Below are 13,870 nucleotides of genomic sequence, written 5' to 3'. Positions count from 1 at the left end.
ACCGATGACCGACAGCTCTGCCGCCCCGCTTCGTGGCGGAGCTGTCGGTATCGTCACCGCGACGCTCGCGGTGGCCGCACACGGCATGGCCGGCGGCGGCTGGGCCGACGGTTCCGCCCTGGCCCTGCTGATCGTCGTCAGCATCGGAATCGGTGCCATGACGGCGCTACCCGAGCGTTCCACCGTTCTGCTGCTCCCGGCGCTGATGGCCGGCCAACTTCTCGCCCACATCGCGCTGAGCCTCGGCGCGGCAGAGATGCACAACCACTCTCTGCTTCCCAGCACCGCGATGATCGCCTTCCACGCGGCCGCCTCGGTGATCGCCGGACTGATGATCGCCGCGGCCGAACGCCTCTACGGCCCGATCACCTCCATCGTCCGAGCGGTTCTCGCGCTCCTCACTCCCCTGCCCGACGGTTCCGCCGTCGGTCGCGTGTCCATGTCCGTCGCGGTTCCCTCGGTAGACGGAACCGCCCTGGACTGGGTCATTTCTCGTCGCGGACCTCCGGTCTCGGTCTACTGACCGACATCCTTTTCCGCATATCTCTGCACAGAAATGACCCAACCCATGAAGAGCTCTCTTTCCCGTGCCCTGTTCGTCTCGGGAGCCACCGTCGGCGCGATGCTGATCGGCGCAGGCGCTGCGTCCGCACACGTCTCCGTCTCCGCTCCCGACGCCGCGCAGGGCGGCTACTCGGTGCTGACGTTCCGCGTCCCCACCGAGTCCGATACCGCCTCGACCAGTTCGGTCAAGGTGACCCTTCCCGGCCTCAATTCTGCTCGTACGCAGCCTATCCCGGGCTGGTCGTCGACCGTCGAGAAGGACTCTGCCGATCTGGCGGTGTCGGTGACGTGGACGGCGAACCCCGGTTCCGAGGTCGGCCCCGGCCAGTTCCAGCAGTTCCTGCTCTCCGCGGGCCCGCTGCCCGAGGAGGAGACCGTCTCGTTCCCGGCCACCCAGACCTACACCGACGGTGAGGTCGTGAACTGGGACGAGCCGGTGACCGAGGACGGGAGCGAGCCCGAACTGCCTGCTCCACTCTGACTCTCGCCGCGTCGAGCGGTGATGCACACGGCAGCGCCCACACCGACACAGCCGCAACCGCCGAGGCGTCGGCCGAGACGTCCTCGTCCGACAACACCGCCCGCTGGCTCGCCGGCGTCGGCCTCGTGCTCGGGGCCGTCGGCGCAGGTCTCGGCATCGGCGCGACAGTACGGGCGCGGCGCTCGTGAGGGCCATGGCCATTTCCACGAAAGCGCTGATCGTCTCGGCGGTGGCACTGCTGACGTTGCTGGTCGCCGCACCGATGGCGTCGGCGCACTCGCAGGTCACCGGGTACAGCCCGGCCGACGGCTCGTCGCTCGACGCGTCTCCGGCAACGGCGTCCGTGTCGTTCAACGAGGTGCCGCAGTCGCAGTTCGCCACGCTCAATGTCGTCGGGCCCGACGGCAACATCTGGTCGAAGGGCGACGCCCGCGTCGAGGGTCAGAGCGTCGTCGTCGACGTCGGTGAACTGGGACCGATCGGCGAGTACACCCTCGCGTATCGCATCACCTCGGCCGACGGCCATCCGGTGAGCGGTACCGCGACGTTCACGCTGACGCAGGAGGGGTCGGGAACTCCCGGGGCACCGGCCGACGCGTCGGGAAGCTCCGAGGAGTCCGAGAATTCGTTCCTCGGCGGCTACGGTCAGATTGCGCTGATCGCAGTGGCGGTTCTGGCTTTCGCCGGGGCATTGGCATTCGCGCTGCGTAAGCCAAAGAACCGGAAGTAGCACCGACGTGGCTGCGGTGGGCGAGAGAAGCGTTCGGCTGGTACTCGCCGCCGCAGCCGCGGCCGTGCTGGGGGTCGCGGCGGCCTTCGCCGTGGCATACCCCACCTTTCCCGACGGGTCGTCGTGGCTGCGGGTGATCGCGGTGGCGTCGGGCTCGGTGGTGTTGGGGTTCGGCATTCTCGCTGTCCTGGACGGCAATTCCGAATCTCGACGCCCCGCCGTGGACTCTCAGGTGATGTGGCGTTCGATCGGCTATCTGTCGGGGCTGTGGGCGGTGGCCGAGTTCGTTCTGCTGACTGTGGCGGCCGCCGACTCTGCCGGACGCACGCCACTGACCCTGTCGCCGAATGCGTTCACCGCGTTCGCCACCTCAATCTCCGTGGGTCGACTGGGTACGGCGACGGTGATCCTGGCCCTCGCGCTGTGCGCCATCGGGGTGGCCGGGTATCGGCTGAGTGCGAGCTGGTCTCCGATTCCGGTGATCGTGCTGGCGTCGCTGGCCCTGGTCGCTCGGCCGATCACGGGGCACATGTCTCAGTTCGCGTTCGGCTCCATTGCCGTTGCCGTGCACGTGGTCTGCGCGTCGGTGTGGCTCGGGGTACTGGGAGCGATGGCGCTGAGTCTGCGGAGCAAATCGGCATGGGCGACGCTGTTGCCGGTCTATTCGCGAGTCGCGTTCTGGTGCGTCGTCGGGGTTGCCACCACCGGGGTGCTGGACGCGGTCCTGAAGCTGGACAGCCTCACTGCCCTGGTCGAGACCGGTTACGGCCGAATCGTTCTCGCCAAGGTTTTGATCACCGTGGCCCTGATCGCATTCGCTCGCCGGATCCGTGGGACGTGGTTGCCCACCGTGTCCGCACACCGATCCACGGTGGAACACTCGGTGGGGCGGGCGGCCGCGCACGTCTGCCTGCTGACGGTGGCGTTCGGCTTGGCTGCGGCGTTGGCCACCACTGCGTGAGCCGGCAGTAGCCGAAACCTTGTCGGCACTCTGTACTAGCCTGAGTGAATGCCGAAGTTGACTGTGGTGCCGGGTGGTTCTTCGGCACCTGCGCTCGGTCGGATCCACACGGTCGCAGGTTCTTCGCCGGTATTGGCTTGGTGCGAATGGGCTTGGAGCAGGCCGGTTTCGAGGTGCGTTGGGCCAACGACATCGAGCGCGACAAGCATCAGATGTACCGACAGCACTTCGGGGACGACGCCGGCCATTTCCAGCTCGGTGATGTCGCCGGAACCCGTGGAGACGATCTACCCGACGGTCTGTCGTTGGCGTGGGCGTCGTTTCCGTGCACCGATCTGTCGCTGGCCGGCGGCCGGGCCGGTCTCGCGGGCAAGAACTCCTCGACGTTCCGGCATTTCACGCGGGTCCTGGCCGAGCTCGGTGATGCTCGGCCACAGGTGGTGGCGCTCGAGAACGTCGTCGGGTTGGCGACCAGCCACGGTGGTGACGATCTGGCCGCAGCGGTTCGCGAGCTCAACGAGCTCGGCTATTCGGTGGATGTCCTCACCATCGATGCTCGACGCTTCGTCCCGCAGTCGCGTCCACGTCTGTTTCTGATCGGTGCACAGAATCCGCCCGAGGATGCCCGCGACCCCAACAGTGAGCTTCGGCCGGATTGGTTGCAGGCGGTGTACGGCGATTCGACGTTGCTGACGCATCGGGCACCACTGCCGAGTCCGCCGATTCCGTTGACCAGCGGCCTGGGGGATCTGGTCGAGCGCATGGACTACCGCGACGAGCGATGGTGGGACGCCGCCCGTACCGCGGCGTTCGTGCAGTCGTTGTCGCCGATCCAGTTGCAGCGCATCGAGATTCTGAAGAAGGCCCGCAAGGTCAGCTACCGCACCGCCTACCGTCGCACCCGCAACGGCGTCGCCGTCTGGGAGGCTCGCCCCGACGACATCTCCGGCTGCCTCCGTACTGCCCGCGGCGGTTCGTCGAAGCAGGCGGTGGTCAAGATGGGCAACGGCCGGTTGCAGGTGCGCTGGATGACGCCACTCGAATACGCTCGCCTGATGGGTGCGGGCGAGTACACACTCGACGGCCTGCGAAACAACCAGGCGCTCTTCGGTTTCGGGGATGCGGTGTGCGTTCCCGTGGTCGCGTGGCTCGCCGAGCACTACCTGATGCCACTGGTCACCGGATCTTTCGATTCTGCTGCAGCGCATGTCCAGTCACGGTAAGTCCTCGCTGCGGTCGTCTGCCGTCGCGCCGCGCAAGAGCACTCTCCCCGCGGACGATGTGCAGTCCTTTCGTACCGCTCTGCGAGAAGTGCTGAGCGAGAAGGATGATCACGGTCGGGTATGGTCGGCGGCCAAGTGGGGCGTGTACGCGTTCTACGACTACGACGGCGAGCCCATCTACGTGGGGCAGACCAAGGAGAAGCTCAGCGTTCGGGTGCAGCGGCATCTGACCAACCAGCGAACCGACGCCGTTGCGATGCGGGTGCTCGACGTGTTCGAGGTCGCCGAGATCGAGATCTGGCCGCTGTGGCAGTACGAGGATCTCAAGAAGTCCGACGGCGCAGATCAATTCCGTGCAGCCGAGCGAGATCTGAATGCTCACGAGTACACGGCGTACCTCGAGGCCATCGACAGGTCGCGGCACAAGGCGATCCTCAACGAAAAGATTCCGCCGGTCTCGGAGCCCATCGCACTCCCCGCGTCGCTGCGTCGGTCGCTGATCTCCGAACAGACCCGCCGCGAGCGCGGCCATCCCGACATTCGCATCGCTCGCCGCGCCGAGACCATCTCACGGCTGGCCGCAGTCACTCGTGAACGCGGCGAGGTCTCCGAGGGTCTACGACGCGTCCTCGTGGTCCAGGCCGTGCGCCTGGCCTACCTCTCGGCCGAGCGACTCGCCTTTGTCGAGGGGCACCCCATCCCCGATCCCGCCGCGATCGACGTCACCGCACTGGTGGGTTCGGTGCTGCACGAACGCAGCGACGACAGTCCCGACAACGAGCCCGATGTGGAACCCGAGGACGACGGCGAGCTGGACCTGTTCAGCGAGTACTGACGAAAGTAGGCTCGCCTCGTGCCGCTTCCCCCTCACGTTGCCGATCTGACCAGCATCGATCTGCTGCTGTCGGTGGCCGAGCTCGGCAGCATCGGGCGAGCCGGTCGGGCTCACGGCATGTCGCAGCCGGCGGCCAGTGCACGTATTCGTGCACTCGAACGGCGCGTCGGCGCTCCGCTGCTGACACGCGGCGCACGCGGAACGGTGCTGACCGAACTCGGTGAGCTCGTCGCCAGTTGGGCCGCGCCGGTCGTTCGGTCCGCCGAGGACTTGGCGACGGCCATCGCCACGTTGCACGCCGAACGCGTCGGCCATGTGCAGATTGCCGCGAGTCAGACTGTCGCAGAATACCTTCTGCCGCGCTGGCTGGTCACGCTGCACACGCTTGTCCCGCACATCGTTCCGGCACTGAGTTCGGGTAACTCGACGGTGGTCGCCGAGAAGGTACTCGCGGGCACCGCCGACCTCGGTTTCATCGAAAGTCCCAGTGTCCCGGCAGCTCTGGACCACCGAACCGTTGCCACCGACGAACTGGTGCTGGTGGTGGCACCGGATCACCCGTGGGCCGTCACTCCGCCGTCGGCCACCGAAATCGTCGCCACCGCACTGGTGATGCGCGAGGCCGGATCGGGAACGCGATCGGCCTACGAGAGTGCGCTGGCTGCAGCAGGTCTCGGACAACCGGCGTCGCCGCTCCTCGAGGTCTCCTCGACGACGGCGATCAAGTCCGCGGTCGGGGCAGGCATCGGTGGAGCCGTGCTGAGCTCCTTGGCCGTCGCCCCCGAGTTGGCCGCCGGAACTCTGGTCCGCGTACCGATCCCAGGACTTACTCTGCATCGTGAGCTGAAGGCGATCTGGCCGTCCGGACGCGCGCCGAGTGGTCCGGCTGCGGAACTACTCACCGTGGCGGCGAAGACCCAGCCATAACCCTGAGTTATGGGCGAGGGGCAATTCGCTACCTACCGGAGCTGATCCGTCACGCGCAGGCTGAAGGCATGACCGTGACAGCTCCTACCCGCGTGGTGCGACACCAGCCCTTCGAGCACATCACCCCCAACTGGTTCGCCGCGGTGATGGGGACCGGCATCGTGGCCACCGCAGCCGCGACATTGCCGGTGCAGTCTCCCGCACTGCATGTCTTCGCCGTTGCGGTGTGGGTGATCGCAGCAACCGCGCTGGTCGTGATCGGTGCGGCCTTCGCGATGCACTGGATCGGGCATCGCGACCACGCCGTCGCCTACGCCCGGCACCCCGTGATGGTGCAGTTCTACGGCGCTCCGCCCATGGCGATGCTCACCGTCGGCGCGGGCGCAGGTCTCCTCGGAGCGGACCTGCTCGGATCCACAGCGGCCACAACACTGTTCGCCGCGCTGTGGATCACCGGGACGATCACCGGTCTGCTCACCAGCGTCGTCGTGCCGTATCGCATGATCACCGCGGCCCATCATCGCGACGTCGCGGCCCTGCCCGCGTGGCTGATGCCCGTGGTGCCGCCGATGGTGTCGGCGTCGACCGGTGCGTTGCTGCTCCCCCACGTGCCCGAGGGCCAGTGGCGGCTGGCGCTGCTGTGTGCCTGCTACGCGATGTTCGGGCTGTCGCTGATCGTCGGGATGATCACGCTGACTCTGATCTACGGGCGTCTGCTGCACGGCGGTTTGCCGCCCGTCGATGCGGCTCCGACCGTGTGGATCACGCTGGGGCTGATCGGCCAGTCGATCACCGCGGCGAACCTGCTCGGCACCGATGCGTCGATGGTGTTCACCGGCGCACAGTCGTCGGTCGCGGTCGGACTTCATGTCTTCGGTATCGGCTACGGGTTGATCATGGGCGGCTTCGGAATGCTGATGTTCGCTCTCGCAACGGCTCTCACCGTGCACGCAGCACGCAGGAACCTGGGGTTCTCGCTGACCTGGTGGTCGTTCACCTTTCCCGTCGGCACCTGTGTCACCGGAGCGACTGCATTGGGACATGCGCTGAACTTCGGTGCGGTGCAGGCTCTGGCCGTTGCCCTGTACGTCCTACTGCTCGCCGCCTGGCTCACCGTGGCCACCCGCACTCTTCGCGGAATCCGGCACGGAGAGTTGCTGCGTCCGGGTCACAGGTGAGAAAGAACGTTCACCACGTTGCCGCCGGGGTCGCGAAAGAAGAATCGGCGTACACCCCACTCCTCGTTGGTGATCTCGTAGACGATCTCGAGTTCGGCGTCCATCGCTGCCCGGTACGCCGCGTCCACGTCGTCCACCTCGATCGACGCGGACGGATTGACCGGTCCGGTGGGATCGGTGGTGATCAGACTCAGCTGGGCAGAATTGTCGTCGGGCGGAGCGAGCGTAGCGATCCAGCCGTGATTCATCACCACCTCCATGCCGGTGACCTGGACATACTTGTCCAGCGCCGCATCGAGATCGGTGACCGTCAGCAATGGCATCGCGCGTACAACGTCCATGCCCGGACTGTAGCGCCCCACAAACGTCCCCGCGGGGACGTTTCTCGAGTTCCCCGCGGAGGCTGACGCAACGAACATCCCGCACATGGTGGACGATTTTTCGACTACGTCAAGCGCGCGGAGGCCGACGAGTCGCTGCTGATCACGGTCGCAGGACGACCGAGCGCCGTGTTGGGAGCGGCAGAGCGAAAGCAATGGAACACGTTCGACGACGTAGCCGCTGTCTTCGACTCGGAACACGACCCGACCCTTGCGGGCGATCTGATCGACATCGACGACTCGATGCAGGCCCCATGGCAGCGATGGGGACGGTGCTCGACACCAGCGTCCTCATAGGAGACTCGCTCGATCGCGTCGCAGGGGAAGTTGCGATCAGCGCCATCAGCCTGGCAGAACTTCACTTCGGAAGCGATTGGTTGCGGTCGAGCGCCGCTTCGAGCCTCTCGCTGTGGATGCCAACGTTGCCCGAAGCTACGGTCGGCTGGCAGCAGCGATTCGAGAAAGCGGCCGCCGCCTACGGGCGAGAGCTCTGGACTTGATGATCGCGGCAACCGCACACGCCCACGGTGCTCGCCTGATGACCCGCAATGCCGAGGATCTTCGGGGCATCGAAGAACTGGTCGAGATCGACTCGATCGCCAGCCACTGAAGCCATCGAGTCGTTCATCCAGGTCGCTACCGCGTTCTACAGCGACCCGTTCGAGATCGAACCGACATTTACCGGGATGACCAGCCCCCCGAGCCGGGACGCCAGGTGGGCGACGGTCACCCTGGCCGTTCGCCGGTCGTTCTTCTACCCGCACCAGCCACTCCCGACCGCAGTCCAGCTCAGACCTGTGACCCACCAGACAGGAATATTGTTTGCTTAGCGCATGTATCTATATATATGGTTGCAGACAGCAAGTAAACGGACACTCATCGTTGGAGCACTCATGGCAGTTCGATCCACAACAGCGGAGTCGCTGGTCGAAGAGGTCTTTCTCTTCGGGCGCACGCTGAAGCGGGCCGTGACCACCGGAGTCGAGGATTCACCCCTGCCGCAGGCCCTGACCGGAGTTCTGGCCATCCTGGCGACCGAGGGCGAATGCAGACAGACCGACCTGGCCAGCAGGCTCTGTGTCAGCCAGTCGGCCCTCAGCCGGCAGATCGCAGACCTCGTCAACCTCGGCTACATCGATCGGCACCCCGATCCCGACGACAAACGTGCGTCTCGGGTCTGCGTGTCGGACGAAGGCCAAGCTCGACTGAAGCAAATTTGGGACAGACGAGCACGTCGCCTGGCAGAGATGTTGAGCGGCTGGAGCGAGGCAGAGGCACTCGATGCACTGGACTCGATCCGCAGATTGAACGACACCTTCACCGAAGACGCCCACGCCCAGCACCAGGACGTGGCCCGCATTGAATTGATTGCGAGATAAGACATGACAACATCCGCGGAGAATCCGCCCAATCAGGCAGTCGTCGATCCCGACGCGATGTCGCATCGCCAGATCCTCGAGGCCCTCACCGGCCTGCTGGCCGCGCTGTTCACGGCGCTGCTGAGCACCACCATCGTCTCGACGGCGCTGCCCACCATCATCGGTGACCTCAAGGGCTCGCAGACCGCGTACGCCTGGGTCATCACCACGGCCCTGCTGGCCAACGCCGCCTCCACGCCCATCTGGGGCAAATTGGCCGACCTGTTCAACAAGAAGGTGCTCGTCCAGAGCGCGATCGTCATCTTCGTCGCCGGCTCGCTGATCGCCGGCTTCGCCCACAACGTGCCCGTCCTCCTGGCCGCACGCGTGGTGCAGGGCATCGGCATGGGCGGTTTGACCGCACTGGTCATTGCCATCATCGGAACCATCGTCTCCCCGCGTGATCGCGGTCGCTACTCCGGCTACACCGGCGCCGTCATGGCCGTGTCGATGTCCGGCGGCCCCATCCTCGGCGGTGTCATCGTCGACAGCCCTCTCGGCTGGCGCTGGTGCTTCTTCGTCTGCGTGCCGCTGGCCGTCGTCGCCCTCGGTCTGCTGCAGAAGACCCTGCACATCAAGACCGTCCGCAAAGACAACGTCTCGATCGACTGGCTGGGCGCACTCCTGCTCACCGCAGGCGTTTCCGTTCTGCTGGTGTGGGTGTCGTTCGCAGGCAAGGCCGACTACTACGCATGGATCTCCCGCGAGACGGCCTACCTGGTGGGCGGCGGCGTACTGCTGCTGGCCGCGACGATCATCGTCGAGGCGCGTCACAAGTCGCCGATCATCCCGCTCAAGATCGTCACCGAGCGCACGACCGGCCTGGCCATCATCGCCTCGATCGCCGTCGGTGTCGGCCTCTTCGGAGCCACCACCTTCCTCGGCCAGTACTTCCAGACCGCTCGCGGCTACACCCCCACCGAAGCCGGATTGCTTTCCATCCCATTGGTGTTCGGCATGCTCGTCGCCTCCGTCGGCTCGGGACAGCTCATCACCAAATTCGGAAAGTGGAAGCCGTTCATCGTGTCCGGCTCGGTCCTGCTGGTCGTCGGATTCCTGCTCCTGGGCACCATCGATCACGCCACCAGCCTGGTGACGGTCGGCATCTTCATCACCATCGTCGGCCTCGGTACCGGAATGCTGATGCAGAATCTCGTTCTCGCAGTGCAGAACACGGTCAGTGTGCAGAATGTCGGTGCGGCATCGTCGACGGTTGCGTTCTTCCGCACCTTCGGCGGCGCGATCGGCGTCTCGGTTCTCGGTTCGCTGTTGGCAACCCGAGTGGCAGACAAGTCCGCAGCCGGCCTGGCCCAGCTCGGTGTCGACAGCTCGTCGGGCGGCGGTGGATCACTCGATCTCACCGCACTCCCCGCGCCCGTCCTCGAAGTCGTCCGCACCGCATACGGTGACGCGACCGGTCGCATCTTCATGATCGCCGGCTTCGTTGCGATCGTCACGCTGATCGCAGTCGTCTTCATTCCGAATCGCCCACTGCGCCAGACGATCGACATCGCCTCGACCCCTGCGCAGGGACCCAAGGACGAGCCGCAGGACCAGCTCGCCGAGATTCCGTCCTTCGGTGCCACCCAGGATTACCTCTCCCCCGAGTCCGACGCTGATCGCCACCTCGACAGCGGGCACGCCGAGGGTCGGCACGAGGCTCAGCCGGGACAGCGGCCCTTCGAGGGCCTGAGCACCGATGCTCGCGATCGACTGCTCGCTCTGCTGTTGCCCGAGCCGAAGGACACGTTGGCCGCACTCGACGAGGCCGAGACCATCCGCGCCGAAGTGATTGCCCTGCAGCAAGAACTCGACGCGAAGATGCTCGATTTCGATGCAGTGTGCGAGCGGCTTCGTCGCCTGGGGCTCAGTGAGCAACAGATCGCTCGGGTGTTGGGAGACAACCACATTCCCGACAGCCACAATCACTACGCACACGCCGGACTGAACGGACACAGCGTCAACTAGACCCGGCATCACAGAATTTCCCCGCACTCTCACCGAGAGTGCGGGGAATTTTCGTTCTATGCTCGCCAGAATGGACCGACCACCATGTCGGTTCTGCACAGGCGGGAGAATCTTTCATGACACGCGGCTTCCGGATCTCCGCCGTCGCGGTCCTGGTATCAGCGCTCGTCTGCGCGTCGTGCACTACCGAGCAGCAGCAGCCCCCGGCCGGCACCCCCGTCGACGGTGCAACAGGATCCGCGCCCGGCCTCGGTTGGACTCTGACTCCCTCGGATGTGGGGATCGACGGTGGTCAATTTCGCGATCCGGCCCAGGGCAGCGAGACCGACTCGACGGAATCCGGTTCCATCTCCGACGGCTCGACGGTCGTCACGCTCGTCGGCCGTCTCGACGGCAGGGACATCGCCGACGCCACCCTGGTGGGATTGGACATCGCCGACGGCGCGGTGCGATGGCGCACCCCTGCGGAGGACATCGTCGGCTGCGGTGAGGAATTCGTCGACGGTCGGATCGTCTGCTATCGCGGCAACGCCGGCACGAGGCCCCAAATCCTCACCGTCGACGCAGAATCCGGAGAACCGACCACGCGGGACGCAGCGTTCCCCATCACGAATCTGACCACCTCCGACGGCCACGTCTACACCTCGCGCGCGGTGAACCAGGGTGACCGGCCGACGGTATCGCGAGGTACTGCTGATGACCTCGATGCAGACTGGTCGGTGCAGTTCGATTCCGCGACCTCGTCGAGCATGTACTTTGCTTCCACCCTGCACACCGCGCACGGAATCGGGCTGTACGACGACGACCAGGGAGTGTTCGCCTTCGACCTCGACACCGGCGAGAACCTGTGGTCCAGAACAACTCCGAACTGTGCACGCTCGGGCACTGCCGCGCGCGACGGCACAGTGCGGGTGGTGCGAACGGACTGCTCGGACCCCAACGCGGTCACGGGTTCGGAGATCGTCGACACCGACGGAACCGTGCTCGCGGCAACGGATTCCGTGACCCTGCAGCAGCCGACGTTCGACGCACCCTCCGAGGGGACCCCGTTGCTGCTCGGGACGGGCGGCTATCGACCGTCGAATCCCGACCCTGTGTGGACCGACGACGGCCTCGTCCGGACGGTTGCGCCGGACGTCGCAGGCCCCGCCGCGACGTTCCTGGCCACCAACGGCCTCGCCTACGCGGTCACCGATTCGGTGGCACTGCTGCGCAACAACGACACCGCCACCGAGTCGGCGATCAACCTCGACACCGGGACCACGCTGTGGAGCCGAGAGTCGGGGCGGTTCGCCGAGGTAGGTGCGCTCGACGGTGACGTCGCCACACTGTTCGGACCGGAAGTACTGCGCGGAATCGACGTCAGAACCGGATCGACCGTGTGGGACATCCCCGTGGCGACGTTCGACGACGAGGGAATCGATCGACAGTCGTGGCCGATGTTCGATCGAGTCGACACCGACTCGATCTACAGCAGGGCCCTGAGCATCTCGGTCCTACGCGCGACCTAGACCGTCCCTCGTCGCCCCCGATACCGGGGCTGCACTACCGGCCCGGGATGTACTTCAGCGCCTTGACGAAGGGCGGCATGATCTTTGCCCACAGCTTCGGCGGAAGTCCCCGCGGCCCACCGAGATTGAGCAGCCGCGTCGTCGCGATGGTCTGCGACTCGGTGTACTTGAGCAGGCCCTCGGTACCGTGCCTGCGCCCCATGCCGGACACTCCCATGCCGCCCATCGGTGCGCCGGTGGTTCCCCACGTCGGCGCGTAGCCCTCGTCGACGTTGACGGTGCCCGAATGCAGCCGCGCCGCAATGGCTTCGCCCTGCGACTTGGTCTTGGCCCACACACTCGCGTTGAGTCCGTACTCGGTGTCGTTGGCCTTCTCGATGGCCTCGTCGACATCGACGACGGGGTAGATCGACACCAGCGGCCCGAAGGTTTCGGTTGCTGCGCACTCCATGTCCTCGGTGACATTCGCCAGCAAGGTCGGCTCGTAGAACAGTGGGCCGATGTCGGGGCGAGCCTTGCCGCCCGCGATCACGGTCGCGCCCTTGACCTTGGCGTCGTCGACGTGGGCCGAGACGGTCTTGATCTGGTCCTCGGAAATGAGGCTGCCCATCTCGATGCCGAACTCGTAGTCGGCTCCGAGAGTCATCTTGCGCACCCTTTCACCGAACTTCTCGGTGAACTCCGCGGCGATCGACTTCTCGACGTAGATACGTTCGATGGAGATGCAGAGTTGGCCGGAGTTGGAGAAGCAGGCTCGGACGGCCGCGTCGGACACCTCACGCAGGTTGGCACCCTTGGCGACGATCATCGCGTTCTTGCCGCCGAGTTCCGCGGAGAATCCGATGAGTCGACGGCCGGCCTGCTCGGCCAGGAGCTGACCGGTAGCGGTGGAGCCGGTGAACATGACGTATTCGGTGTTCTCGACGATGGCGGTTCCCACCACTGAACCCGGGCCGGGCACCACGGCGAACAGGTCACGGGGCAGACCGGCCTTGTAGAGCAGTTCGACGCAGGCCAGGGCGCAGTACGGCGTCTGGCTGTCGGGCTTGAGCACAACGCCGTTGCCTGCCAACAGCGCCGGAATGGCGTCGGATACCGCGAGAGTCATCGGGTAGTTCCACGGGGAGATGATTCCGACGACGCCCTTGGGCTGATAGCGGACCCGAGTCTTGGTCAGCACCGGCAGCATGCCGGTGACCTTCTTCGGAGCCAGCAGCTTCGCGGCGGTGCGCGCGTAGTGCCGCGAGGTCATCGAGATGTCGAGGACTTCCTCGAGGGCAGCGGCGCGGGACTTGCCGGTCTCGGCCTGCGCCATGTCCATCAGCTCGTCGCGATGGGCGAGCACCAGGTCACGGTAGCGGTGGAAGATCTCGGCGCGCTCGGAAACGGGGCGCTTGGCCCAGGCCACCTGAGCTGCGCGAACGCGCGCGATCGCAGCCGTCGCGTCGGCGGCGGTGCCGACCGGGATGGTCGCCAGTTCCTTACCGGTGAACACCTCGGTGATGGTCTTCGTCGGCCGCGATTCGGCGTCTGGGATGGCGATGAGATCGGCGAGCCGAGAGAAGGTCGAGGCGGACGGTGCTGGCATGGACGTGTCCCTACTGGTGAGTAGTGTTCTGAGTAACAGACAACCTACCTGGTCTTCGGCTCACTTCACAGGGCCGAAATTCCCGAATCCTGTGGCACGATGGTCA

General features: G+C 65.8%; 12 protein-coding genes and 3 pseudogenes. 13 read left to right on the top strand and 2 right to left on the bottom strand.

Annotation, left to right across the window (positions count from 1 at the left end; genetic code table 11):
- Positions 1-4: 4 nt before the first annotated feature.
- The 8 genes and pseudogenes from AABD04_RS00830 to AABD04_RS00795 all read left to right on the top strand — a co-directional run bounded on the left by AABD04_RS00830 (position 5) and on the right by AABD04_RS00795 (position 6,899).
- Positions 5-523 carry a hypothetical protein gene (locus tag AABD04_RS00830; protein WP_341439875.1) on the top strand — a complete coding sequence of 173 codons (519 nt, stop codon included), beginning with the start codon at positions 5-7 and terminating at the stop codon, positions 521-523.
- Between the two features lie 45 nt (positions 524-568).
- A pseudogene (locus tag AABD04_RS00825) lies at positions 569-1,233 on the top strand (YcnI family copper-binding membrane protein).
- 5 nt (positions 1,234-1,238) lie between these two features.
- Positions 1,239-1,775, top strand: coding sequence for an MprA protease, GlyGly-CTERM protein-sorting domain-containing form (mprA, locus tag AABD04_RS00820; RefSeq protein ID WP_341439874.1), 537 nt, complete (start codon positions 1,239-1,241; stop codon positions 1,773-1,775).
- 7 nt (positions 1,776-1,782) lie between these two features.
- Positions 1,783-2,736 carry a copper resistance D family protein gene (locus tag AABD04_RS00815; RefSeq protein ID WP_341439873.1) on the top strand — a complete coding sequence of 318 codons (954 nt, stop codon included), beginning with the start codon at positions 1,783-1,785 and terminating at the stop codon, positions 2,734-2,736.
- A 44-nt stretch (positions 2,737-2,780) separates the two neighbouring features.
- Positions 2,781-3,959 (top strand): DNA cytosine methyltransferase, encoded by a 1,179-nt coding sequence (locus AABD04_RS00810; protein ID WP_341439872.1) that lies wholly within the window; start codon positions 2,781-2,783, stop codon positions 3,957-3,959.
- Positions 3,943-4,794, top strand: coding sequence for a GIY-YIG nuclease family protein (locus tag AABD04_RS00805; protein WP_243595831.1), 852 nt, complete (start codon positions 3,943-3,945; stop codon positions 4,792-4,794). The genes AABD04_RS00810 and AABD04_RS00805 overlap by 17 nt, the downstream gene beginning before the upstream one ends.
- A gap of 18 nt (positions 4,795-4,812) precedes the next feature.
- A complete protein-coding gene (locus AABD04_RS00800; protein ID WP_341439870.1) occupies positions 4,813-5,721 on the top strand; it encodes a LysR family transcriptional regulator in 909 nt (302 codons plus the stop codon).
- Positions 5,722-5,789: 68 nt separating this feature from the next.
- On the top strand, positions 5,790-6,899 hold the full coding sequence (locus tag AABD04_RS00795; protein WP_341439869.1) for a TDT family transporter: 1,110 nt from the start codon (positions 5,790-5,792) through the stop codon (positions 6,897-6,899).
- On the opposite strand, the gene AABD04_RS00790 is transcribed toward AABD04_RS00795, so the two are convergent.
- On the bottom strand, positions 6,890-7,240 hold the full coding sequence (locus AABD04_RS00790; RefSeq protein ID WP_243595828.1) for a VOC family protein: 351 nt from the start codon (positions 7,238-7,240) through the stop codon (positions 6,890-6,892). The genes AABD04_RS00795 and AABD04_RS00790 overlap by 10 nt on opposite strands.
- A gap of 105 nt (positions 7,241-7,345) precedes the next feature.
- Between AABD04_RS00790 and AABD04_RS00785 the strand changes: the two are divergent.
- The 5 genes and pseudogenes from AABD04_RS00785 to AABD04_RS00765 form a co-directional block, all read left to right on the top strand.
- A pseudogene (locus AABD04_RS00785) lies at positions 7,346-7,576 on the top strand (type II toxin-antitoxin system prevent-host-death family antitoxin); the annotation flags it as partial.
- Between the two features lie 76 nt (positions 7,577-7,652).
- Positions 7,653-7,775: pseudogene (locus AABD04_RS00780) on the top strand (VapC toxin family PIN domain ribonuclease); the annotation flags it as partial.
- Between the two features lie 397 nt (positions 7,776-8,172).
- Positions 8,173-8,658, top strand: coding sequence for a MarR family winged helix-turn-helix transcriptional regulator (locus tag AABD04_RS00775; RefSeq protein WP_341439868.1), 486 nt, complete (start codon positions 8,173-8,175; stop codon positions 8,656-8,658).
- 3 nt (positions 8,659-8,661) lie between these two features.
- Positions 8,662-10,665 (top strand): MDR family MFS transporter, encoded by a 2,004-nt coding sequence (locus tag AABD04_RS00770; protein ID WP_341439867.1) that lies wholly within the window; start codon positions 8,662-8,664, stop codon positions 10,663-10,665.
- A gap of 116 nt (positions 10,666-10,781) precedes the next feature.
- Positions 10,782-12,176, top strand: coding sequence for an outer membrane protein assembly factor BamB family protein (locus tag AABD04_RS00765; protein ID WP_341439866.1), 1,395 nt, complete (start codon positions 10,782-10,784; stop codon positions 12,174-12,176).
- 34 nt (positions 12,177-12,210) lie between these two features.
- Here the strand turns inward: AABD04_RS00765 and AABD04_RS00760 are convergent, their stop codons facing one another.
- On the bottom strand, positions 12,211-13,803 hold the full coding sequence (locus AABD04_RS00760; RefSeq protein ID WP_279396000.1) for a succinic semialdehyde dehydrogenase: 1,593 nt from the start codon (positions 13,801-13,803) through the stop codon (positions 12,211-12,213).
- Positions 13,804-13,870 lie beyond the last annotated feature (67 nt).

The sequence above is a fragment of the Rhodococcoides navarretei genome, assembly GCF_038069675.1.
GTDB lineage: Bacteria > Actinomycetota > Actinomycetes > Mycobacteriales > Mycobacteriaceae > Rhodococcoides > Rhodococcoides navarretei.
This window is presented reverse-complemented; position numbering and strand designations above follow the sequence as displayed.

Excerpts from the sequence above, each read along its gene's own strand:
- AABD04_RS00765 (WP_341439866.1), top strand. The coding sequence starts at position 10,782 with ATGACACGCGGCTTCCGGATCTCCGCCGTCGCGGTCCTGGTATCAGCG.
- AABD04_RS00770 (WP_341439867.1), top strand. The coding sequence starts at position 8,662 with ATGACAACATCCGCGGAGAATCCGCCCAATCAGGCAGTCGTCGATCCC.
- AABD04_RS00775 (WP_341439868.1), top strand. The coding sequence starts at position 8,173 with ATGGCAGTTCGATCCACAACAGCGGAGTCGCTGGTCGAAGAGGTCTTT.
- AABD04_RS00795 (WP_341439869.1), top strand. The coding sequence starts at position 5,790 with ATGACCGTGACAGCTCCTACCCGCGTGGTGCGACACCAGCCCTTCGAG.
- AABD04_RS00790 (WP_243595828.1), bottom strand. The coding sequence starts at position 7,240 with ATGGACGTTGTACGCGCGATGCCATTGCTGACGGTCACCGATCTCGAT.
- mprA (WP_341439874.1), top strand. The coding sequence starts at position 1,239 with ATGGCCATTTCCACGAAAGCGCTGATCGTCTCGGCGGTGGCACTGCTG.
- AABD04_RS00830 (WP_341439875.1), top strand. The coding sequence starts at position 5 with ATGACCGACAGCTCTGCCGCCCCGCTTCGTGGCGGAGCTGTCGGTATC.
- AABD04_RS00805 (WP_243595831.1), top strand. The coding sequence starts at position 3,943 with ATGTCCAGTCACGGTAAGTCCTCGCTGCGGTCGTCTGCCGTCGCGCCG.